The 22,040-nt window shown below is 73.4% G+C and carries 20 protein-coding genes and 1 riboswitch; of the genes, 9 read left to right on the top strand and 11 right to left on the bottom strand.

Translation table 11 applies throughout. The features are described 5' to 3' along the window. Positions 1-91 precede the first annotated feature (91 nt). Positions 92-191, top strand: a riboswitch (glycine riboswitch). A 169-nt stretch (positions 192-360) separates the two neighbouring features. Both gcvP and ACIBQ1_RS15195 read left to right on the top strand, forming a co-directional pair. Then, positions 361-3,186 (top strand): aminomethyl-transferring glycine dehydrogenase, encoded by a 2,826-nt coding sequence (gcvP, locus tag ACIBQ1_RS15200; protein WP_397277772.1) that lies wholly within the window; start codon positions 361-363, stop codon positions 3,184-3,186. Between the two features lie 157 nt (positions 3,187-3,343). After that, the gene (locus ACIBQ1_RS15195) at positions 3,344-4,141 is read left to right on the top strand and encodes a tetratricopeptide repeat protein (RefSeq protein ID WP_397277770.1); all 798 of its coding nucleotides are present in this window, start codon (positions 3,344-3,346) and stop codon (positions 4,139-4,141) included. A 106-nt stretch (positions 4,142-4,247) separates the two neighbouring features. Here ACIBQ1_RS15195 and ACIBQ1_RS15190 read toward each other — a convergent pair whose 3' ends face one another. Then, complete coding sequence (locus ACIBQ1_RS15190; protein ID WP_397277768.1) at positions 4,248-4,601, bottom strand: hypothetical protein; 354 nt, start codon at positions 4,599-4,601, stop codon at positions 4,248-4,250. A gap of 82 nt (positions 4,602-4,683) precedes the next feature. Here ACIBQ1_RS15190 and ACIBQ1_RS15185 point away from each other — a divergent pair, with 82 nt between their 5' ends. Next, positions 4,684-5,274: an alpha/beta family hydrolase gene (locus ACIBQ1_RS15185; RefSeq protein WP_397277766.1), complete on the top strand. Its 591-nt coding sequence runs from the start codon at positions 4,684-4,686 to the stop codon at positions 5,272-5,274. A 7-nt stretch (positions 5,275-5,281) separates the two neighbouring features. Here ACIBQ1_RS15185 and ACIBQ1_RS15180 read toward each other — a convergent pair whose 3' ends face one another. Further along, entirely contained in the window at positions 5,282-5,473 is a 192-nt protein-coding gene (locus ACIBQ1_RS15180) for a DUF5999 family protein (protein ID WP_185074362.1), read from the bottom strand. Between the two features lie 200 nt (positions 5,474-5,673). Further along, positions 5,674-6,234, bottom strand: a complete 561-nt coding sequence (locus ACIBQ1_RS15175; protein WP_397277765.1) for a TetR/AcrR family transcriptional regulator C-terminal domain-containing protein — start codon at positions 6,232-6,234, stop codon at positions 5,674-5,676. Positions 6,235-6,348: 114 nt separating this feature from the next. On the opposite strand from ACIBQ1_RS15175, the gene ACIBQ1_RS15170 reads away from it, so the two are divergent. Further along, positions 6,349-6,747 carry a hypothetical protein gene (locus ACIBQ1_RS15170; protein ID WP_397277763.1) on the top strand — a complete coding sequence of 133 codons (399 nt, stop codon included), beginning with the start codon at positions 6,349-6,351 and terminating at the stop codon, positions 6,745-6,747. Between the two features lie 132 nt (positions 6,748-6,879). Here ACIBQ1_RS15170 and ACIBQ1_RS15165 read toward each other — a convergent pair whose 3' ends face one another. The 3 genes from ACIBQ1_RS15165 to ACIBQ1_RS15155 all read right to left on the bottom strand — a co-directional run bounded on the left by ACIBQ1_RS15165 (position 6,880) and on the right by ACIBQ1_RS15155 (position 9,893). Beyond that, positions 6,880-8,217, bottom strand: a complete 1,338-nt coding sequence (locus ACIBQ1_RS15165) for an RNA polymerase sigma factor (RefSeq protein WP_397277762.1) — start codon at positions 8,215-8,217, stop codon at positions 6,880-6,882. Between the two features lie 168 nt (positions 8,218-8,385). Further along, the gene (locus ACIBQ1_RS15160; protein WP_397277760.1) at positions 8,386-8,703 is read right to left on the bottom strand and encodes a hypothetical protein; all 318 of its coding nucleotides are present in this window, start codon (positions 8,701-8,703) and stop codon (positions 8,386-8,388) included. Positions 8,704-8,747: 44 nt separating this feature from the next. Beyond that, positions 8,748-9,893, bottom strand: coding sequence for an AMP-binding protein (locus ACIBQ1_RS15155; RefSeq protein WP_397277759.1), 1,146 nt, complete (start codon positions 9,891-9,893; stop codon positions 8,748-8,750). 81 nt (positions 9,894-9,974) lie between these two features. Here ACIBQ1_RS15155 and ACIBQ1_RS15150 point away from each other — a divergent pair, with 81 nt between their 5' ends. Next, a complete protein-coding gene (locus ACIBQ1_RS15150; RefSeq protein ID WP_397278429.1) occupies positions 9,975-10,868 on the top strand; it encodes an o-succinylbenzoate synthase in 894 nt (297 codons plus the stop codon). Then, the gene (gene menD / locus ACIBQ1_RS15145) at positions 10,865-12,526 is read left to right on the top strand and encodes a 2-succinyl-5-enolpyruvyl-6-hydroxy-3-cyclohexene-1-carboxylic-acid synthase (protein WP_397277758.1); all 1,662 of its coding nucleotides are present in this window, start codon (positions 10,865-10,867) and stop codon (positions 12,524-12,526) included. The genes ACIBQ1_RS15150 and menD overlap by 4 nt, the downstream gene beginning before the upstream one ends. Here the strand turns inward: menD and ACIBQ1_RS15140 are convergent. Further along, a complete protein-coding gene (locus ACIBQ1_RS15140) occupies positions 12,523-13,416 on the bottom strand; it encodes a 5'-3' exonuclease H3TH domain-containing protein (protein ID WP_397278428.1) in 894 nt (297 codons plus the stop codon). The genes menD and ACIBQ1_RS15140 overlap by 4 nt on opposite strands. Further along, positions 13,416-14,666: a PP2C family protein-serine/threonine phosphatase gene (locus ACIBQ1_RS15135; protein ID WP_397277757.1), complete on the bottom strand. Its 1,251-nt coding sequence runs from the start codon at positions 14,664-14,666 to the stop codon at positions 13,416-13,418. The genes ACIBQ1_RS15140 and ACIBQ1_RS15135 overlap by 1 nt, the downstream gene beginning before the upstream one ends. A 134-nt stretch (positions 14,667-14,800) precedes the next feature. Between ACIBQ1_RS15135 and ACIBQ1_RS15130 the strand changes: the two genes are divergently transcribed. The 3 genes from ACIBQ1_RS15130 to ACIBQ1_RS15120 are packed head-to-tail and all read left to right on the top strand — an operon-like array spanning position 14,801 to position 19,512. Then, a complete protein-coding gene (locus tag ACIBQ1_RS15130; protein WP_397277756.1) occupies positions 14,801-15,910 on the top strand; it encodes a M24 family metallopeptidase in 1,110 nt (369 codons plus the stop codon). A gap of 6 nt (positions 15,911-15,916) precedes the next feature. Beyond that, positions 15,917-16,666, top strand: coding sequence for a protein phosphatase 2C domain-containing protein (locus ACIBQ1_RS15125; protein WP_397277754.1), 750 nt, complete (start codon positions 15,917-15,919; stop codon positions 16,664-16,666). Between the two features lie 59 nt (positions 16,667-16,725). Beyond that, positions 16,726-19,512 carry an AAA family ATPase gene (locus tag ACIBQ1_RS15120; protein WP_397277752.1) on the top strand — a complete coding sequence of 929 codons (2,787 nt, stop codon included), beginning with the start codon at positions 16,726-16,728 and terminating at the stop codon, positions 19,510-19,512. A gap of 6 nt (positions 19,513-19,518) precedes the next feature. Here ACIBQ1_RS15120 and ACIBQ1_RS15115 read toward each other — a convergent pair whose 3' ends face one another. The 3 genes from ACIBQ1_RS15115 to ACIBQ1_RS15105 all read right to left on the bottom strand — a co-directional run bounded on the left by ACIBQ1_RS15115 (position 19,519) and on the right by ACIBQ1_RS15105 (position 21,969). After that, complete coding sequence (locus tag ACIBQ1_RS15115) at positions 19,519-19,971, bottom strand: hypothetical protein (RefSeq protein ID WP_397277751.1); 453 nt, start codon at positions 19,969-19,971, stop codon at positions 19,519-19,521. Positions 19,972-19,976: 5 nt separating this feature from the next. Then, positions 19,977-20,558: an RNA polymerase sigma factor gene (locus ACIBQ1_RS15110; protein WP_397277749.1), complete on the bottom strand. Its 582-nt coding sequence runs from the start codon at positions 20,556-20,558 to the stop codon at positions 19,977-19,979. A 73-nt stretch (positions 20,559-20,631) separates the two neighbouring features. Further along, the gene (locus tag ACIBQ1_RS15105) at positions 20,632-21,969 is read right to left on the bottom strand and encodes a S8 family peptidase (protein WP_397277747.1); all 1,338 of its coding nucleotides are present in this window, start codon (positions 21,967-21,969) and stop codon (positions 20,632-20,634) included. Positions 21,970-22,040: the final 71 nt, after the last annotated feature.

Here is a 22,040-nt window from a genome sequence, read left to right as displayed (position 1 = left end):
GATGCGGCCCATCGGGCAATCCGCGCATAACGCGCCAACGGGGAAATTCTGGTGTAACGCGGATGGTTGTAATCTAGGACAGCAAGGCTGACGACCCCGTGCGGGAGAGTCCCTGAGGCCCTCGGGTCTCGGGGCGCCGAAGGAGCAACCCTCCCCGGAATCTCTCAGGCACCCTGTACCGCTCGGGTGAGGCAACTCTGGAAAGCAGGCGCACCTGCCAGGCGCGCCTCACCGACGGTGCAAGCCCCAGTCCCGGGGTGAAGCTCTCAGGTCGCGGCGCCGCCGCACTGACAGAGGGGGAGACCCGGCACTCGCCCGCGCCACGGCGCCGGTCTCCAAAAGCCTCGGGAGGCACTGTCCATGACCGACCTGTCAGCCCCGCCGTTCTCGTCCCGGCACATCGGCCCGTCTGAGTCCGAGCAGCAGCGCATGCTCGAGGCCGTGGGCTTCGCGTCCGTGGCGGATCTGGTGGCCGTGGCCGTCCCCGAGGCCATCAGGGCCAAGGACCGGCTCAAGCTGCCCGCCGCCGTCGGCGAGGCCGAGGCCATCGCCGAGTTGCGCGCCCTGGCCGGGCGCAACCGCGTGCTCACCTCCATGATCGGCCTGGGCTACCACGACACGATCACGCCCGCCGTCATCCGCCGCAACCTGCTGGAGAACCCGGGCTGGTACACCGCCTACACCCCGTACCAGCCGGAGATCTCGCAGGGGCGCCTGGAGGCGCTGCTGAACTTCCAGACCGTCGTCTCCGACCTGACGGGCCTGCCCGTCGCGGGCGCCTCCCTCCTCGACGAGGGCACGGCCGCCGCCGAGGCGATGACCCTGGCCCGCCGCGCGGGCAGGTCCAAGAGCAGCGTGTTCGTGGTGGACGCCGACGCGCTGCCGCAGACCAAGGCCGTGCTCGCCACCAGGGCCGAGCCCCTGGGCATCACGCTGGTGGAGCACTCCCTCGACGGCGAGCTGCCCGAGTGCTTCGGCGTGCTCGTCCAGTACCCGGGCGCGTCCGGGCGGCTGCGCGATTTCCGCGCCGTGGCCGCCGCCGCGCACGAGGCGGGCGCGCTCGTCGTGGCCGCCGCCGACCTGCTGGCCCTCACCCTCGTGGCCGCGCCCGGCGAGCTGGGCGCCGACATCGCGATCGGGTCCTCGCAGCGGTTCGGGGTGCCGTTCGGGTTCGGCGGGCCGCACGCCGCCTACATGTCCGTACGCGAGGGCCTGCAGCGCCAGATCCCGGGGCGCCTGGTCGGCGTGTCGGTGGACGCCGACGGCGACCCCGCCTACCGGCTGGCCCTGCAGACCCGCGAGCAGCACATCCGCCGCGAGAAGGCCACCAGCAACATCTGCACCGCGCAGGTCCTGCTCGCCGTCATCGCGAGCATGTACGCCGTCTACCACGGCCCCGAGGGCCTGCGCCGGATCGCCCACCGGGTGCACCGGCACGCCGTGGCCCTGGCCGGCGGGCTGCGCGAGGCGGGCCTGGAGGTCGTGCACGGCGACTTCTTCGACACCGTGCTCGTCCGCGTGCCCGGCCGGGCCGCCGAGGTGGTCGCCGCCGCCGCCGAGCGGGGCGTGAACCTCTGGCGGGCCGGCGACGACCACGTGTCGATCTCCTGCGACGAGAAGACCGGCGCCGCCGAGGTCGCCAAGGTGTGGGCCGCCTTCGGCGTCGACCGCACCGACGTGGCCCTGGACGCGGACGCGCTGCCCGCCTCGCTGGAGCGCGAGTCCGGCTACCTCACCCACCCGGTCTTCCACAGCCACCGCTCCGAGACCGCCATGCTGCGCTACCTGCGCAAGCTGCAGGACAAGGACATCGCGCTCGACCGCTCCATGATCCCGCTCGGCTCCTGCACGATGAAGCTGAACGCGACCACCGAGATGGAGCCGATCACCTGGCCCGAGTTCGCCGCGATCCACCCGTACGCGCCCGAGGACCAGGCCGAGGGCTACCGCGAGCTGATCGGCACGCTGGAGGACTGGCTGGCCGAGGTGACCGGCTACGACAGCGTCTCCATCCAGCCGAACGCCGGCTCGCAAGGAGAGTTCGCCGGACTGCTGGCCATCCGCGCCTACCACCGCGCGGCCGGCCACGGCGAGCGCGACGTCTGCCTCATCCCGTCCTCCGCCCACGGCACCAACGCCGCCAGCGCGGTCATGGCGGGCATGCGGGTCGTGGTCGTGGCCTGCGACGACGACGGCAACGTGGACCTGGCCGACCTCGACGCCAAGATCGACAAGCACCGCGACGCGCTGGCCGCGATCATGGTGACCTACCCCTCGACGCACGGCGTGTACGAGGAGACGATCACCGAGGTGTGCGCCAAGGTGCACGACGCCGGCGGCCAGGTCTACGTGGACGGGGCCAACCTCAACGCGCTGGTCGGGCTGGCCAAGCCGGGCGAGTTCGGGGCCGACGTGTCCCACCTCAACCTGCACAAGACGTTCTGCATCCCGCACGGGGGCGGCGGCCCGGGGGTCGGCCCGGTCGCGGTGCGCGGCCACCTGTCGGCGTTCCTGCCCGGCCACCCGCTGCACGACGGCACGCCGGTGGGGCCCGTCTCCGCGGCCCCGTACGGCTCGGCCGGGATCTTGCCGATCTCGTGGGCGTACATCAGGATGATGGGCTCCGAGGGGCTCACGGCGGCCACCGAGCAGGCCATCCTGTCGGCGAACTACCTGGCCAGGCGGCTCGCCCCGCACTACCCCGTGCTCTACACGGGGCGCGGCGGGCTGGTGGCCCACGAGTGCATCGTCGACCTGCGGCAGATCACCAAGGAGACCGGGGTCACCGTGGACGACGTGGCCAAGCGGCTCATCGACTACGGCTTCCACGCGCCGACCATGTCGTTCCCCGTGGCGGGGACGCTGATGATCGAGCCGACCGAGAGCGAGGACCTCGGGGAGCTCGACCGGTTCGTGGACGCGCTGATCGCCATCCGCGGCGAGATCGACAAGGTGGCGTCGGGGGCCTACGACCGGGTGGACAACCCGCTGCGGAACGCCCCCCACACGGCCGAGTCGGTCAGCGCCGACGAGTGGACCCACCCGTACCCGCGCAGCGAGGCCGCCTACCCGCTGGCGTCGCTGCGGGACGGCAAGTACTGGGTGCCGGTGCGCCGGATCGACCAGGCTTACGGAGACCGCAACCTGGTCTGCTCCTGCCCGCCGCTGGAGGCATACGAGGACTAGAAGCTCCCCGAGCGGGCGCGGGCGGTGGTGTGCGGGGGGCCGCCGCGCCCGCTGGTGCGCCGGGGTCCGAAGCCGGTCATTCCTTCCGCGTCAACTGAGCAGACATGATCGCCAGAAATGGTTAGGCTCGGTGCGACCGTCGCCAGAAGGAGCTCTCTTGACGTCCTCAGAGCTGGAGACCCCGCCCCTAGACGCCGCCCGCCGCCTGGCCGAACGCGGTGATCTCGACGGCGCCGCCGCCATCCTCGCCGAGCTGGTCGCCGACCCTCGCGACCCGGACCGGGCCCAGGCCGCGGTGGGGCTCGCCGTGGTGCTGGAGGAGCGCGGCGACGTGGAGGCCGCCAGGAACGCCGCCAGGACCGCGCTGGCCACCGGACACCCCGAGTACGCCGCCCAGGCCGCCTGCCACCTGGCTCAGGGCTTCGAGCGGGAGGGGCGCGCCGAGCAGGCCAGGGCCGCCTGGCAGGCCGTCCTGGGGGTCGGCACGGCCGCCTACGTGCCGCTGGCCCATCTCGCGCTGGCCCGGCTGGCGATGGGCGCCGGCGACCTGGACGAGACCGAGAAGGAGCTGCGCGCCGCGATGGAGAGCGGCGACCCGGGCGTCGGCGCGCATGCGGCCCAGCAGCTGGCCGACCTGCTGCTGGAGCACGGAGAGCCGGGGGCGGCGGCCGACGTGCTCCTGGACGCGCTGGAGATGGCCCCGGACGAGGAGGTGGCGGGGCTGCGGGTCCAGCTCGGGATCGCGCATCTGGAGCTGGCCTGCGCGGAGTTCGCCGAGAGCGTCGAGTACGGGATGGACCCGCAGACCAGCGCCCTGGCCATCGAGCTCCTGGCCAGGACGCTGCCGCTGCGCGGGCGCGCCGACGACGCTGGGCGGGTGTGGTCGTACGGGCTGGAGCACGAGAACGAGACCCTCGCCGCCGAGGTCCGCCTGCGCTACCACCGCGACGCCTGAAACACAGCGACGCCTGAAACACCACCGCGGCCCGGGAACGGGCAGCGGAAGGGGGCGGGGGCGCTCCCGTGGCCTCCGCCGGGTGCCTGCCGATCGCTCGCAGGGGTCAGTAGTTGCGGCGCATGATGGCCGCGGCCGAGGCCACGTTGATGACCACGATCGCGATCCACGTGATCGTCAGCCCCACCAGCCCCGCGTTGCCGGCCGCGATGGCCGTCAAGGGGATGCCGATGCCCATCGAGCCCAGCGCGATCGGGATCATCGCCGCGCCGGGAGGGCTCTTCTGGCGGTGCGGCGTGGCGCCGTGGTGGTCCAGCTCGGCCCGTACGCGGGCGGAGATCGTGGCGTCGAGCCGCTCCACGAACGACTCGACGAGCGCGGCTTCGTACTCGGGACCGAGGTCCCGGCGGGCGTCCAGGGTGGCCTGGAGATCATCCCGGATGGGGCGCTTATCTGGCATGACAGCAATCATCCATCGCCGGCGCCACGCCGTCATCCGACCTGAGGGCTAAGGTGCGATCCTCCCCAGGTACGGTGCTGGCATGGAGGTCATGACCCCGCGGGGGCCCGCGCTCGTCCAGGTGGACGAGGTCGCGGACCCGCGCCTGCTGCTGGTGCTCACCCACGGTTCGGCCGGGGGAGTGGAGGCTCCCGACCTGCTGGCCGTACGGGACGCCGCGATCGAGGCCGGGGCCGTCGTGGCCAGGGTGACGCAGGCGTTCAGGGTAGCGGGGGCACGGGCGCCGGGATCGGCGGTCAAGCAGGACGAGGCGTGGGAGATCGTCCTCAAGGAGGTGCGCACGCTCTGGCCGGGGCTGCCTCTGGTGCAGGGCGGCCGGAGCAACGGGGCGCGGGTCGCCTGTCGTACGGCCGGGGCGGTCGGCGCGGCGGCCGTGGTGGCGCTGGCCTTTCCGCTGCACCCGCCGGGGAAGCCGGAACGCTCCAGGGCCGACGAGCTACGCGGCGCCGGGGTCGACGTGCTGGTGGTCAACGGGGACCGGGATCCGTTCGGCGTGCCGGACGCCGCTGACGCGGCACGCCTGGTGGTGCTGCCGGGGGAGGGACACGACCTCAAGAAGGACCCCGCCCGAGTGGGCGAGGTCGTGGCGGAGTGGATAGTTCACTACGCCTAGTCCTAGCTCACGCCGCGCCGACCACGGGCCGGTGCGGCGCGATGGCGGCACCGCTGGGCAGGAGCTCTCCGGTGTCCTCGAACAGGACGACACCGTTGCAGAGCAGGCTCCACCCCTGCTCGGGGTGGCAGGCGAGAGTGCGTGCCTTCTCGCGGTCGGGCGCCTCGGCATCCGGACAGGCCGGGTCGTGCGGGCACATCGGCGTGCCTCCGATATCTCGTGGGATGCTCCCGTTTGGAGGGTCGGGAGCCGGCTCGGGTTGTTGTCGTGGCAAGTGTGCGACAGAAGTCACACTCCCGGACATAGTCCATCAGGACTGTTACAGGAGAGATCCCCGTTCGTGTGACCTTCGACACAGCGTGCCGTATGCAGGATAACGGGCCAAGCGTGACACGCGCACTACGTTTGCAATCCCTTGAGCAGAGCGTCGAGCCCGCGCTCGAAATCGATATCTGCTCTTTCGTCCCTCCTGACCCATTCGTCAACCTCGGGATCGGCCCAGCCTGACTGCTGCACCTCGACGGCCACGCTCCCGAAGACGAAGGCCCGCAGCGCTCGCACGGCCTCCGCCGCGTCGCTCAGCCCGCCGTCGGCGAGTTGCTCCGTCTGCTCCCTGATGGCCAGGGCGGTGGCGCCTTTGGGGGGTTTGGTCAGGGCCAGCGCGAGCACGCCCGGATGCTCGCGCAGCAGCTCCCGCCCCGCCCGGCACCAGGCCTTGGCGGTCTCCTGCCAGGTGGGCGCCTGCTCGACGCGGACCGAGGTGACGTGCTCGGCCAGGGCGTCCATCAGCGCCTCCTTGCCCCTGGGCAGGTGGTGGTAGATGGCCATGGCCTCCACCTGCAGGGCGTCGCCCAGCCGGCGCATGGTGAGCCGCCGCAGGCCCTGGCTGTCGGCGATGTGGAGCGCGGCCTCGATGATCCGCTCGCGGGAGAGCGGGACCGGCGGTCTCTTGGCGGGCATGGAGATCATCTTACTTCGTAAAGCCGGTCGCGCCGGGTCGATTTCCCGCTGTGTCGCAGGACGGCGTACCCTTGGCGGTTGAACGAGTACCGGCTGGGTGAAGGGGCAGGTTCGATGGCGTTTTTCCGTCCGCGGGTGAGCCGGGAGGCCGAGGTTCGCTACCACGCGGACCAGGAGATCTCCAAGAGCTTCCCCGAGTTGCTCGACAAGGCCAGGGAGGCCGAGGAGACGCTGCGCGAGCTGCGGGCCGCGGCGGCGGACGAGGTCGAGCTGCTGGCGGCCGGGCGGTTCTTCGACCGGGCGCTGACCGACGCCCTGCGGGCCGCCGAGGCGGGGCAGCGGGCCACGTTCGGGGTCAAGGCCTACGACGACCGGATCGCCCGTCGCAAGGCCAAGGCCACGCCCACCGGGGCGATGTGGACGGCCGAGGTCGACCGGCTGCGCACGCTGCGCGAGGACAACCGGATGTGGGGGATCCCGCGCGTGCCCCGTCCGCTGCCCGCGACCCTCTGACCTCAGGACTTTTCCGCCCCGAGGCCCCACGCCGGGCTTCGGGGCGGTCGCGTTCCCCGGGCGCGTCGCCATGGGCGGGCGCATGAAGAAGCCCCGGCACAGCCTCCCTCGTTGTGCCGGGGCTTCGGGTTCTCAGCTCGCCCAGTCCAGCAGCGGGCGGGTGTTGCTGGGGTGGCGGAGCTTGGACAGCGACTCCTTCTCCAGCTGGCGGATCCGCTCCCGGGTCAGTCCCAGGTGCTTGCCGATCTCGTCCAGCGTGTGGGGCTTGCCGTCCACCAGGCCGAAGCGGAGCGCCATGATCTTCGACTCCCGGGGCGAGAGGTTGTCGAGGACGCCACGCAGCTGGTCGCCCAGCAGCTGGCGGTCGACGATCTCCGAAGCCTCCGGCGAGTCCACGTCCTCGATGAGGTCGCCGATCGTGGTCTCCCCGTCCTCGCCGATCGTGGCGTTGAGCGAGATCGGCTGGCGGCTGGTGCGCAGCAGCTCCTCGATCTGGTCGGGCGTCTTGTCCAGCTCGACGGCCAGCTCCTCGGGCGTGGGCTCGCGCCCCAGGCGCTGGTGCATGTCACGCTCGACGCGCGACAGCTTGGACAGCATCTCCAGCACGTGCACGGGCAGCCGGATCGTACGGGCCGAGTCGGCGAAACCACGCTGGATGGCCTGCCTGATCCACCACATGGCGTACGTGGAGAACTTGAACCCCTTGGTGTAGTCGAACTTCTCCACGGCCCTGATCAGGCCCAGGTTGCCCTCCTGGACCACGTCCAGGAGCGACATGCCGCGGTCGGTGTACTTCTTGGCGACCGACACCACGAGCCGCAGGTTGGCCTCCAGCATGTGGTCCTTGGCCTGCTTGCCGTCCTCGATCACCAGGTGGAGGTCCTCCTTGGCGGCGGCGGGCAGGTCGGGCTCGGTCTCCAGCTTGTACTCGGCGTACAGGCCCGCCTCGATCCGCCGGGCCAGTTCGACCTCCTGCGCCGCGGTGAGCAGCGTGCGGCGGCCGATGGACTTGAGGTAGGTGTGCACGGAGTCGCCCATGACCGACTGGTTGTCGTCCAGGTCGATCTGCTCGCCGTCGTTGTCGAGGTCGGCGTCCTCGGCGCTCAGCGCGAGGTCCTCCGGCACGTCCTCCTCGTGCTCCGGCTTGGGCTCGGGGCGGGTCACGGCCTTGGCCGCGACCTCCGTGGCGGTTTTTGCCTCCGCAGCCTTGCGGCCGGTAGTCTTTGCACGCGCGGGCTTCCTGGAGGTCTTCCTCGGGGCGGTCTTGCTGAGAGACGGTTCGTTCTCGGCGGCCAGGCTCACACCGCTCTCCGAGAGCTCGCGCAGGATCGTGCGGCCTTCAGAGGGGCTGATACCGGCGTCCGCGAACGCGTCACGCAGCTCCGCGAGAGAAAGGTGACCCTGGGCTCGCCCTCGTTCAATCAATTGGTCGAGAGTCGCAGGTGGGGTCGCTACGGCGGTTCTGGGCATGAGGACACCTCCTCCGTACGGAGTCGAAGCGATCAGGCAGGTTGTGGTGGGGCGGCTTCTGTCCGCACGGCGCACCAGTATCAATAACGCCAATCGCCGTCATTTGTTCCCGCTGGGATGAAAAAGGGGCGGAACGCCCCAATGGACGAACCGCCCCTCCTGCGGGTCTTATTCCCCGATCTTGATCTCCCCGGCCGAGACCTCGGGCATGGGCATCGGCTGGGCGTCCTGCAGGCGCTGGTCCGTCCAGTAGTCGACGACCGCGTCAGGGTCGGGGTTGACCTCGTGGGACACCACGGTGCCGTCGTCGCTGGTCGTGGGCGTCGGGGACGACGCCGGCAGCGGTTGCTTCTCCACCACGGCTCGGGTCTCCTTCGCGACCTGATCGAGCTTGCCCGCCGAGGCGGCCGCCGCGACTGAGGCGCCTCCGACGACGATGACGCCGACGACGGCCGCGGATGCCCACATCTTGCGGGTCTGATCCATGAAGGCTCCCTCCCTCTCCCCAACTATGACGCAGCCGCAACTCGTCAGGTTCCTGCCCGGAGCCGTACCAAATCGGTCTTCCCATTCGGAAGTAGCGGCAGCTGGGACACCAGGCGCAGGCTGCGCGGGGCGGCGTGAGGGGGAAGCCTATCGCGGCAGAACGCCCGCAATTGGCGAAGAGTGAGTGGCGTGTCGGGATTGGCCGGCACCACGATGGCGGTGACCACTTCGCCCCACTCCGCATCGGGCGTGCCGATCACGGCGGCGTCGGCCACCTCCGGATGGGTGCAGAGCACCGCGGTCACGGCGGCGGCCACGACCTTCTCGCCGCCGGTGTTGATCACGTCGTCGGCCCGGCCCAGCACGCGCAGCCGGCCGCCGGTCAGCTCGCCCAGGTCGGAGGTGCGGAACCAGTCGCCGTCGAACGGGTCGGAATCGCCGAAGCGGTAGCCGGAGAACAGCACGGGACCGGTGATCCTGATCAGCCCGTCATCGCCGATCTTGAGATCTACATTGTAAAGGGGCTGGCCGTCGTAGACGCAGCCGCCGCACGTCTCGCTCATCCCGTACGTCGTGACGATCCGCGCGCCGAGCTCCCGCGCCTGCTCCAGCAGCCCCGGCCGGGGCGCGGCGCCGCCGAGCACGATCGTGCGGAACACCGACAGGTCCGCCCCCAGCTCGACCAGCCGGTGGAGCTGGGTGGGGACGAGGGAGACGTGGTCGGCCCCCGAGGTGAGCACCTCTTGCGGGTCGAACCGGGCGTGGATGATCGGCTCGCTGTCCGACAGCAGGGCGCGTACCAGGACCTGGAGGCCCGAGATGTGGGCGACGGGCAGGCAGCACAGCCAGCGCTCGCCCTTGGAGGCCGCCACGCGGCGCAGGGAGGCGGCGGCCGAGGCGCGCAGGGCGGTGGCCGAGAGCATCACGCCCTTGGGGGCGCCGGTGCTGCCGCTGGTGGCGATCACGACCGCCACGTCGGAGGGGACGCCCTCGCCGTCGCTCCGGAGCGCGCCGTTGACGTGCGTGGGGCGCAGCGCGGTCACGGCGGCTTCGGAGTGGCCCGGGGCCAGGGGGAGCACCGCCGGGCCCGCGCCGGACAGCGCGTCGCGGATCGCCGCGAACAGGTCGGGGCCGGGAGGCTGCACAATGGCATGCAGCGGACGGTCCGGATGCGACGGGTTCCTCCACATGCTCGTAAGGTTAGTGGCGACAGGTCGGACAGCGGCGCAGGGAGGGTCGTGACGCGTTCTCCCGTGGTCTTCCGCATCCCCATGCGCACCCGGTTCCGTGGACAGACCGTCAGGGAAGGCGTGCTGCTGCACGGTCCCGCCGGATGGGGGGAGTTCTCCCCGTTCCCGGAGTACGGCCCGCGCGAGTGCGCCCGCTGGCTGGCATGCGCCCGCGAGGCGGCCTTCGAGGGGTGGCCGCAGCCGGTGCGCGACAGCGTCCCCGTCAACGCGACCGTGCCCGCCGTGGGGCCCGAGCAGGCCCACGACATCGTCCGGCGGTCGGGCTGCGGCACGGCCAAGGTCAAGGTGGCCGAGCGGGGCCAGACGTTCGACGACGACGTGGCCCGGGTGGAGGCCGTACGCGACGCGCTCGGGCCGGGCGGCCGGCTGCGGGTCGACGCCAACGGCGCCTGGGACGTGGACGAGGCGGTGCGGCGGCTGAAGCGGCTCGACCGGTTCGACCTGGAATACGCCGAGCAGCCGTGCGCCACGCTGGAGGAGCTGGCGGCGGTGCGGCGGGCGTGCGACGTGCCGATCGCGGCCGACGAGTCCATCCGCAGGGCGGAGGACCCGCTGCGGGTGCGGGCGGCCGAGGCGGCCGACATCGCGGTGGTCAAGGTGCAGCCGCTCGGCGGGGTGCGCGCGGCGCTCAAGGTGGTGGAGGCGTGCGGGCTGCCCGCCGTGGTCTCCAGTGCCGTGGAGACGTCCGTGGGGCTGGCCGCGGGGCTGGCGCTGGCGGCGGCGCTGCCGGCGTTGCCGTATGCGTGCGGGCTGGGCACGATGGCGTTACTGGCGGGTGACGTGGTGGACGACTCTCTGGCGCCGGTGAACGGAGCTCTGACGGTACGGCGCCCTTCGGTGGATTTTAGGCTTTTGTCGGATTTTGAGATTGAATCTCCCCAGTGGCTTCGCCGGATGCAGGAGGCGTCACTTTGAACCCCGCTACGGCGCTGGCCACGGTGCTGGTCGACGAGCTGGTGCGCTGCGGCCTCACCGACGTGGTGGTGGCCCCCGGCTCGCGCTCCGCCCCGCTGGCGCTGGCCCTGCACGCCGAGTCGCGGGTGCGCCTGCACGTGCGCATCGACGAGCGGTCGGCGTCGTACCTGGCGCTGGGGCTGGCCAAGCGTGGCGAGCGGCCGGTGGCGCTGATCTGCTCGTCCGGCACCGCCGTGGCGAACTTCCACCCCGCGGTGATCGAGGCGAGCGAGTCGGGCGTGCCGCTGCTGCTGCTGACCGCCGACCGGCCGCCCGAGCTGCGTGGCACGGGCGCCAACCAGACGATCGACCAGATCAAGCTGTTCGGCTCGGCGACCCGCTGGTTCGCCGAGGTGGGGGTGCCGGAGGACCGTCCCGGGCAGGTGGCCTACTGGCGCTCGCTGGCCTGCCGCGCCTACCAGCGCGCCTCGGGCCCGTCCGATCCTGGGCCCGTCCACCTCAACCTGGCCTTCAGGGAGCCGCTGATCCCCGACGGCGACACCTCCTGGTCCGAGCCGCTCGACGGCGGCGCGAACGGCCCGTGGGTGCGGGCCAGGGTCGCGCCCCCGCCGGTCGCCCTGCACATCGCGCCGACCAGGCGCGGCGTGCTGGTGGTCGGCGACGGCGCGGCCAACGTGCGCCGGTACGTGGCGGCGGCGGGCATGGCGGGCTGGCCGGTGCTGTCGGAGCCGAACGGCGGCGGCCGCTATGGCGACCACGCGATCTCCACCTACCACTACCTGCTGGGCATGCCGGAGTTCGCCGACACGCACCGGCCCGACGTGGTGGTGACGCTGGGGCGGCCGGGGCTGTCGAGGCCGCTGCTGTCGTGGCTGAAGCGGGCAGGGGAGCACATCGTGGTGGCCCCCGACCTGGGCCGCTGGCCCGACCCGACCCGTTCGGCCACGCAGGTGGCGCAGGCCGTGGAGATCCCGGTGGCGGCCGGTGACGATTCGTGGCTGCACGCCTGGCGGCAGGCGGACGCGGCGGTCAGGTCGGCCACGGACGCGGTGCTGGACGCGTCGGGCACGAGCGAGCCGCGCCTGGCGAGAGATCTGGTCGACTCGCTGCCCAACGGCGCGCTGCTGTTCTGCGGCTCCTCGATGCCGATCCGCGACCTGGACCAGTCGATGCGGCCCCGGCGCGGCATCAGGCTGATGGCCAGCAGGGGCGCCTCCGGCATCGACGGGGTGGTGTCCGCGGCGATGGGGGCGGCGCTGGCGCACAACGGCCCCTCCTATGCGCTGATCGGCGACCTGTCGTTCCTGCACGACCAGAACGGGCTGATCCTCGGGCCCCGCGAGCCCCGGCCCGACCTGTGCTTCGTGGTCGTCAACAACGACGGGGGCGGCATCTTCTCGCTGCTGCCCCAGGCGGCGGTGCGCGACCCGTTCGAGCGGGTCTTCGGCACGCCGCACGGGGTGGACCTCGCGTACGTGGCGGCGGCCACGCGGACCCCGTACACGCTGGTGGAGGACATCTCCGACCTGCCCAAGGCGCTGCGTGGCGAGGGGCCGCGCGTGGTGGAGGTGCGCACCGACCGCGAGGAGAACGTGATCGTGCACGCCCGCCTGCGCGAGGCCGCGCAGGAGGCCGTCCGTTCCTACCTCGACGGCTAGCCGCCCAGCACGTCGAGCAGGCGGTTGAGCGGGCCGTCGAGGCCGTGGCGGTCGGCCAGGGCCACGAGGGCCTCGGGGTCGCGCGGCTTGGCGGGCAGGGTGAGGTCGGTGTCGGGGAGCGGCGCGTCGGAGGCCACCTCGACGACGGCGGGGGCGGCGCGCAGGTAGTCGCGGGCGGCGGCCAGCTTGGTGCGGCTGCCCGCAGGGAAGCCGTCGGTGACGCCCGCGTCGAGGGCCTGGAGCAGGGCGTCGAGCGAGCCGAAGCGGGTGATGAGGGCGGCGGCGGTCTTCTCGCCGACGCCGGCCACGCCGGGCAGGCCGTCGCTGGGGTCGCCGCGCAGGGTGGCGAAGTCGGCGTAGGCGCGCCCGGGGATGCCGTACTTGGCGGTGACGAACGCCTCGTCCACGATCTGCAGGTTGCGGATGCCGCGGGCGGTGTAGAGGACGCGTACGGGGCGGGCGTCGTCGACGAGCTGGAACAGGTCGCGGTCGCCGGTCACGATGTCCACGGCGCCGGGGGCCCGGTGGGTGAGGGTGCCGATGACGTCGTCGGCCTCGTAGCCGGGCGACTCCGGGCGGGCGATGCCGAGCGCGTCGAGCACGTCGTGGATGACGGCGATCTGCGGGACGAGCGCCTCGGGGACCTCCTCGGTGTTGCCGTGGGCGACCCGGTGCGCCTTGTACGTGGGGATCGCCTGGACGCGGAAGGCGGGCCGCCAGTCGGCGTCCATCGTGGCCGCGAGCTCGGTGGGGGAGTGCTGGCGGACAAGGGTGGCGATCATGTCGATGAGGCCGCGCACGGCGTTGACCGGAGAGCCGTCGGGGCCCTTGATCGACTCCGGCACGCCGAAGAAGGCGCGGAAGTAGAGCGACGGAGTGTCGAGAAGCATCAGCACGGGTCTATGGTCGCACCCTTGACGAGCGGTTCCTCGCTCTGCGCCGGTATCCGGGCCGGTATCCGGGCCGGTATGGACGCCGGTATCGACACCGCCAGCAGGCAGGCGTCGTCCTCGGGGTTCGGGCCGCCGATGTCGGCCAGGAGACGGTCGAGCCCGGCGTCCAGGTGGCGGGTGGGCACGTCGCGGGCGGCGGCGAGCACCAGGTCGAGGCCGACGTCGATGTCGCGGGTGCGCCGCTCGACCAGCCCGTCGGTGAACAGCAGCAGCAGGTCCCCGGGCAGCAGCCGGGTGGTGGCCAGCTCGTACGGGCGGCCCGAGGCGGCCCCGAGCAGCACGCCGCGGGGCTGGTCGAGCTGGCTGGCGACCCCGTCGCGCACGAGGATGGGCGCCAGGTTGCCCGCCTGACCCCAGGCGAACACGCGGGTCTCCGGGTCCAGATGGCCGATGATCGCGGTGGCGGTGGTCTCCTTCAGCTGGTGCATGACGAGGTCGTTGAGCCAGGTGAGCAGCCGGTGGGCGGGCTGGCCGGTCATGGCGAGGCCGACGAGGGCGTGGCGGAGCTGGGCCATGTGGGCGATGGCGGGCAGGCCGTGGCCGGAGACGTCGCCGATGGCCAGCAGCAGCCGGCCGTCGGGCGCGGGCGCGGCCTCGAACCAGTCGCCTCCGAGGCTGGCGGTCTTCTCGGCGGGCACGTACCGGACCGCGATCGTGGTGTGCGGCAGGTCGAGGCATCCGGGGTGCTCGGGCAGGATGGCCTCGCGCAGGGCGAGCATGACGTGGCGCTCCTCGGCGGCCTGCTCGCGGGCTTCGAGGAGCTGGCGGCGCGACTCCGACATCAGGCGCTCGGCGCGGCGGCGGCCGGTGATGTCCTGGATGACGCCGTGCAGGCCGATGGGGCCGCCGGGGGCCATGAGGGGTTCGAGGACGACGCGCAGGTCGCGCAGCTCGCCGCGGCGGCGGATGCGGAACTCGGCCTGGACCGGCTCGACGCTCTCCACGGCCGACCACAGGAGCCGGTCGAGCGTGCCCATGTCCGCCTTCTCGACATGTTTGGCCAGGTCGGGCAGGGCGATCGGGCCGTCGGCCGGGTTGCGGCCGAAGATCAGGTAGACCTGGTCGGACCAGATCGTCTCGCCGGTGTGCATGTGCCATTCCGCCCAGCCCATGTTGCCGAGCCGCTGTGCGTGCGCCAGTCGTACGGCGTGCATCTCGGCGTCGGCCGCGCCTGCGACGTCGACCATGGTCCCACTTTCAAAGACTGGACAATTGACCCCACAATACGTGATCAACCTTGAACGGAGTGTAGCGGTGGCTTGCCGTGTTGTGAGAGCTTTTCGCGGATTTTAGGCGGCGCGGTCCGAGTAGATTATGGGCTGTGACGTCCTCAGATCTGTATCCCGTGTCCCGTCTCGCCGCCGTCCAGGAGGCCACCGCCAAGGCCGGTCTCGACGCCCTTCTGCTCACGCCCGGCCCCGACTTGCGCTACGTGAGCGGATATGAGGCCAAGCCGCTGGAGCGGCTGACGTGTCTCGTGGTGCCCGCCTCCGGTGAGCCGTACATGATGGTGCCCCGCCTGGAGCTGCCCGCGGCGCAGGCGTCGCCCGCCTCGCGGCTGGGGCTGGAGTTCGTGGCGTGGGACGAGACCGACGACCCGTACGCCATCGCGGCGGCGCGGCTCGGGCAGGTCGAGAAGGTGGGCCTGGCCGACCGGATGTGGGCCATGTCCTCGCTGCGCTTCCGCGAGGTGCTGCCGGAGGCGGAGCAGGTGCTGGCCGGGACCGTGCTGCGGGAGCTGCGGATGCGCAAGTCGGCCGCGGAGGTGGCGGCGCTGCGCGAGGCCGGGGAGGCGATCGACGCGGTGCACCGGCGGGTGCCGGAGTTCCTGCGCGCCGGGCGCACGGAGCGCGAGGTGGGCCGGGACATCGCGGAGGCGATCCTGGCGACGGGCCACGCGACCGTCGACTTCGTCATCGTCGCCTCCGGGCCCAACGGCGCCAGCCCGCACCACGACGTGTCCGACCGGGTGATCCAGGCCGGGGAGCCGGTCGTGGTGGACATCGGCGGGCAGCTGCACAACGGCTACTGCTCCGACTCGACGCGCACGTACAGCGTCGGGGAGCCGCCGGCGGAGTTCGCCGCCTACTACGAGGTGCTGCGCAGGGCGCAGGACGCGGCCTGCGCGGCGGTGCGGCCGGGGGTCTCGTGCGAGTCGATCGACGCGGCCGCTCGCGACATCATCGCCGAGGCGGGCTACGGCGAGTACTTCATCCACCGCACCGGCCACGGCATCGGGATCGAGACGCACGAGGAGCCGTACATCGTCTCCGGCAACGGCGAGCCGATGGAGCCCGGCTTCGCCTTCTCCGTGGAGCCCGGCATCTACCTGCCCGGCCGCCACGGGGCGCGGATCGAGGACATCGTGGTCTGCACCGACACGGGCGCCGAGCGCCTCAACAACACCCCGCGCGACCTCGTCATCGTGTAGGAGGTCGTGTTCGCGGAGATCGCCTGCGCCAGCAGGCCGGGGTCCGGGCGGCCCAACGAGGACCTGGTGATCGCGGGGCCGTCGTGGATCGTCGTGCTCGACGGGGCGACGGCCGCCCAAGACGTCGCCAGCGGGTGCGCGCACGACGTGCCGTGGCTGGTGGGACGGCTCGGGGGCGCGCTGGCGGCGGGCCTGAGCGCCGATCGTGACTCGCCGCTGGCGGAGATCCTGGAGGCGGCCATCGAGACGACGATGGCCGCCCACTCCGGCACCTGCGACCTGGACAACCCCGACTCGCCGTCCTCGACGGTGGCCCTGGTGCGCGCCGGTCGTGACGGCGTCGAATATCTCGTGCTGGGCGATTCGCCCGTGGTCTTCTCGCTGGCGGGCGGCGGCGTCCGGGTGGAGAGCGACGACCGGCTGGACCGGCTGCCGGGCGGGCGGCCGTACACGGTGGAGCTGGTGCGGCGCATGCGCAACGCGCCCGGCGGGTTCTGGGTGGCGGGCAGCCGCCCGGAGGCGGCTCGGCAGGGGCGGTGCGGGGTCGTGGCGGACGCGCGCGGCGTGGGCGCGCTCACCGACGGGGTGTCGCGGCTCGTCGAGTGGTACGGCTGGAGCTGGCGCGACCTCGTGGCGGCGCTGGACGGGGAGGGCCCCGAGGCGGTGATCGCGGCGGTCAGGGAGCTGGAGAGGCGCCGGCCGCCCGCGCACGGGAAACGGCACGACGACGCCACCGCCGCCTGGACCCGCGTCTGAGGTGTATCAGGGGCCGCCGCCCGCCCTCTGGGAATGCGAGGGGGGCGGAGGGAGCGCTCATGTTCGTCGGCAGGACAGCGGAGCTCGCCCTGTTGGGCGCCGAACTGCGCGCGGCGGACGGGGGATCCGCCAGGAGGGCGCTCGTCGAGGGGCCCGAGGGGATCGGCAAGACGGCGCTCGTCCACCGGCTCCTCGCGACCGGCGGCGCGCGGGTGCTGGCGGCCAGCGGCGAGGAGAGCGAACAGGCGCTTGAGCTCGGCGTCGTGCGCCAGCTCCTGGACGAGGCGGCGTATCTGGGAGCACCTGTGCCCGCGCCCGCGGGGCAGGGCCCGTGCGCCGCCGGGCAGGTGCTCCGCGGGGCGATCGACGCGCTCCAGGCGCAGGCTCCTCTGGTGGTGCTGGTCGACGACGTGCAGTGGGCGGACGCCCCGTCGCTGCGCGCCCTGTCCTACGTGCTGCGGCGGGTGCGGGCCGGGCGCGTGCTCGTGCTGCTGGCCTGCCGCGACGTCACAGGCCCGTGGCTGCCCGAGGGGCTGCGCCGGCTCCTGACCTGCGACGGCACGCTCCACGTCACGCTGGACGGCCTGGGCGCGGCCGACCTGGCCGAGCTGATCTCGGCCGGGGACGACACCGCGCGCACGGCGGGCGCGCCCGGCCTCCGCCGGGCCGCCGCGCGGTTGCGCGAGCACACGCTCGGCAACCCGCTGCACGCCCGCGCCCTCTTGGCCGCGCTCCCCGTCCGGGTCCTGGCCGATCCCGGCTCGCGACTGCCCGCCCCGGGCACGTACCTGCGCTCCTTCGCCCGCCGCCTGCACGCCTGCGCCCCCGCCGCCCGCGCGCTCGTCGCCGCGTGCGCCGTCCTGGGCGAGGGCTGCCCGCTGCACGTGGCAGCCGCAATGGCCGGCGCTGTGGGCGGCGCCGTGGGCGGCACGGTGGGCGGCACGGTGGCTGACACGGCGGGCGGCGCTGTGGCTGACATGGCGGCCGACGCGGGCGCGGGCGGCCTGGACGAGCCGCTGGACGCGCTGGAGGAGGCCGTCGGCGCCGGGCTGCTTCGCGAGCTGCCCGGACGCCTGGTCGGCTGCGCCGAGCCGCTGGCGCGGGCGGCCGCCTACGACGGGCTCGGGGCCGGCGTCCGGTCGCGGCTGCACCTGGCCGCCTCCCGCCTGACCGAGGACACCGGTACGGCCCTGCGCCACCGGGCCGCGGCGGCCGGCGGGCCCGACGAGGCGCTGGCCGAGGAGCTGGCCGGGTTCGCCGCCAAGGCCGCCCAGCACGGGCAGTGGCAGGAGGCCGCCGCCCACCTCGACCTGGCCGCCGGGCTGACCGAGTCGGCGGCCCGCCGCGACGAGCTGTCCACGGCCGTGCTGGAACACGTCCTCGTCGGGGGCGACGTGATCCGCGCCACCGAACTCGCCGCCGCCCGAAACGCCGACCCGCGCCCGGTGCGCCGGTACGTGCTGGGACGGCTCGCGCTGGCCTCGGGACGCTTCGACGAGGCGGGCGAGCTGCTGGCGCAGGCGTGGCGGCACCGGGAGCCCGGGTTTGCCGCCGACGTGGCCGAGCAGCTCGCCTGGCTGCGCCTGGTCGGCGGAGACCGGGAGGCGGCGGTGAGCTGGGCCCGCCTGGCGATCGAACAGCCCATCGCGGGCGCGGTCGCCAGGCCGTACGACGTGCTGGCGCTGGGCGGGGCACCCGGCGCCGGCACGCCGCCCGACGGCCTCGCGCCGGTGCCGGGAGGGGCGCCTGGCGCCGCGCCGCCCGACGGCCTCGCGCTCGCGCGGGGAGAGGCGCCCGGCACCGCGCCCGGCGGCCTCGCGGCGGCGCTCGCGCACCTGGCACGGGGCGCGCCCGAGCAGGCGTGCGCGGTGCTCAGGACGGTCGTGGGCGCGGCGGCCAAGGCCGGGCTGCCGCACCACCGGCTGCTGGCCGCCGCGCTGCTGGCCGTCGCCGAGCACCGGAGCGCGCGCTGGGACGAAGCAGCCGCCCGCGCCGAACAGGCCCTCGCCGAGGCCAGGACGCTCGGGCAGCAGTGGCTGCTGCCGTGCCTGGAGGTCGCCTGCGTGGCACCGCTGGCGGCACGCGGCGAGCACGAGCGGGCACTCGCGCACGCCATGGCCGCCCGCGCCACCGCCCGCCGCCTGCGCCACGCGATGGGGGAGCGGCAGGCGGACCAGGCACTGGCGCTCATCGGCACCGAGCCCGCCGGGACGGTGGACGGGGCGGGCGAGGTGTTCGTGCCCGACCCGAGGCCGGGGCGGATCGAGGCGCTGGTGGCCGACGGGCGGCTGGAGGAGGCGGAGCGGACGCTGGCCTTGTTCGGTGAGAGCGGCCCGGCGGGACAGGCCGGCCGGCTCAGGCTGGCGGGCCTGCTGCTCGCCGCCAGGAACGTTCCAGACGAGGCCGAGGAGCGCTTCGCCCGCGCGCTCGCGCTGGCGGCGGGGGCGTGCCCGCTGGAGGAGGCACGGGTGCTGCTCGACCTGGGCCGGCTGCTGCGCCGCACGGGCCGGCGCAGGGCGGCCGCTGACCGGCTTGGCGCGGCCCGCGCGATCTTCCAGCGGCTCGGGGCCCGCCCGCTCGTGGACCGCTGCGCGCGGGAGCTGGAGGCGTGCGGGCTGGAGCCGCCGGCGACGGTACGGCTCGGGCTCACGCCCCAGGAGCTCAGCACCGCCACGCTGGCGGCCGACGGCCTGACGAACCGGCAGATCGCCAGGGAACTGCTCATCAGCGTCAAGACCGTCGAGTACCACCTCGGCAAGATCTACACCAAGCTCGGGATCGGCTCACGGGCCGCGCTGGCCGCCAAGCTCGCGGCGCACGGACGGCCTCACGGGCGGCCGGCCTGACCACGGTCAGATGAGGATCCAGGTGGTCACCACGGGGCCGCCGCGGTCGGGGCTGACCCGGAGCCGGAGCGGGCCCGGCGCGAGCTCGCCCGTGGTGAAGCGGCCCAGCTCGTCCGCGCGCACCGGCGTGCCGCCGTCCCGCCGCTGCACGACGATCTCGGCGGGCCTGCCGCCCGTCACCCGCCCCACCAGCCGCCTGCCGGTCACCTCCAGCTCCACGACGACCTCCCCGGTGGCGAACGTCAGCAGCCGCGCCCGCCCCCCGCCGCGCACCCGGGTGGCCGACAGCTCCTCCCACGAGTCGAACGTCAGCTCGGCCAGCTCCGCGTCCAGGGACCTGAGCGCGTAGGCCAGCATCGCCTCCTCGAACAGCGCGTCCGGGACCGGGTCGAGCCGCCCGGCCGCCGCCCGCAGCCGCTCCTCCAGCTCCATGTCCCTCTCGTCGATGGCGTCGTCCATGCCGCTCACCCCCGGATGCCGTTCACGCCGCGCCGGTTCATCAGGACGGCCAGGCGCTTGAGGCACCGCCCTCTATTGGGGCCGATGCCGCCGACCGGCATGTCCAGCCCGTCCGCGATCTCCTGATAGCTCGGCCGGGGATCGGCGATGAGGAGGCGCAGCAGCCGCCTGCAGCGCTCCGGCAGCTCCTCGAACGCGTTCCACAGCTCCCGCTCGCGCTCGGCCTGCTCGCCCGCCTCCTCGGCCTCCAGCAGCAGGAACTCGGGCGAGCGCGCGTCGGCGTCGAGGCCCATCAGCTCCAGGTCGCCGACCGGCAGGGCCCTGCCGCTGGTGCGCAGGACCCGCAGCGCCTCGTGCCTGGCGGTGGTGGCCAGCCAGGAGCCGGCCCGCTCGGGCTCGCGGAGCCTGGTCAGGTGCTCGGCGAAGCGGTACCACGTCGTCTGGCACACGTCCTGGGCGTCGGAGTCGTTCACGAGGTAGCCTCGCGCCACGGCCCACACCAGGCCGCTGTAGCGCTGGTAGAGCTCCTTCCACGCCCCCGCGTCGCCGTCCCCGGCAGCCGCGACCAGGGTTGCGGTGTCGTCCACGGCGGTAGCTCCCTATATCTGGGCGGGAAGCCCAATATATTTCGCATACCGCCGCTGGGCGGGCAACTCATCATCATCGGAGAAAACCGCTCAGATCCGGTACGGCCAGCCGCCCCGCCAGGAGCTGCGCCGCGGCCACGCGCGCGGACACCTGCTCCTGCGACATCCGGGCCGCGATCATCCCGGCCACGATCGGCGTGGCGAACGACGTGCCGCTCCAGGCCGCCAGTCCGGTGAAACCGGCCTTGTCGCCCTCCTGGAGGATCGCCACGCAGGTGCAGCCGGGGTAGTGGGCCGGGTCGGCGAAGCGGCAGGTGGTGCGGTGCGGGTAGCCGTACTGGTAGGGGCCGGAGGTGAAGGCGTTGACCAGGCGCTCGCCCGGCGCGTACACCGTGACCCAGTCGCCATGGTTGCTGAAGCAGGCCCGGCCGAGCCCGTCCTCGCGCAGCGCGCCCACCGACAGCACCACGTCGCCGGAGGCGTTGACCGGCTCCGTGGAGAACGCGGCCGGCCAGAACGGCAGCGTCTCGCCGTCGTTGCCCGCCGCGGCCACCAGCAGCGTGCCCGGGTGGGCGGCCAGCTCGTCCACGAAGTCGGCCAGGCCGAGCAGCGCGCTCGCGTCGGCGGTCCTGGTGCCGGCCGACAGGGAGACGATGTCCGGCCAGCCGTGCTCGTCGAGGATCCGCAGCAGGGTGTGACCCAGCTCGTCCTCCAGCGCGGCGCCCGCGTACGGGAAGGCGTTGTAGACGCGCACGTCCGCGGCGGGCGCCACGCAGCGCAGCACGCCGGCGATGAAGGTGCCGTGGCCCACGTACGGCTTGATGAGGCCGTCGGGGTCGAGCTCGTCGCCGGGGGCGGTGACGTCGCCGTCGACCTTGGGGATGTTCGGGATGCCGGAGCTCTGGGCCAGCCACTGGTGGTCGAGGTAGTCGTGGACGAGACCGGTGTCGAGGACGGCGACGCTCACCCCCGCCCCCCGGTCGCGGCCGGAGAGCGGCGGGTTGAGCGGCCCGGCGCTCGGGACCGGCTCGTCCCCGGGGCACAGGTTGACGCCCGCGACGGTGACGAAGTGGACGAGGCTCGACGCGATGTCCTCGCGGGCCAGGTGCTCGACGGTCCGGTGCGGGTCCCTGGAGCCGACGCAGAGCCGGCGCATGGAGCTCCGGCCGGCGCTCCTCGCCCCGACCACGCGGACCGTGTCGGGCCCCGGCTGCAGGCGCTGTACGGCGGCGGCGGCCCGGCCCGCGTCGGCGTCGCGCACCAGGATGTGCCCGTCGAGGTGGGCGAAGCGCGGCTGGACCGCGGATCCCGGCGCGGCCCCCTCGGGACCGGCGACCGCGCGCATGCCGTCCGGCAGCGCCGCGTTGAGTATCTCCAGCTGCTCCCAGAACCGGGTGTCCGATGGGGTCATCCTCTGCGTCCCTCCTTGCGGTGTACGTGTGTATGAGCCATCACCGGGCCGGCTGATACAACAGAGGTCTA

This window comes from Nonomuraea sp. NPDC050153 (genome assembly GCF_044460125.1).
GTDB lineage: Bacteria > Actinomycetota > Actinomycetes > Streptosporangiales > Streptosporangiaceae > Nonomuraea.
The sequence above is the reverse complement of the archived record's forward strand: the minus strand, read 5'-3'. Positions and strand labels throughout refer to the sequence as shown.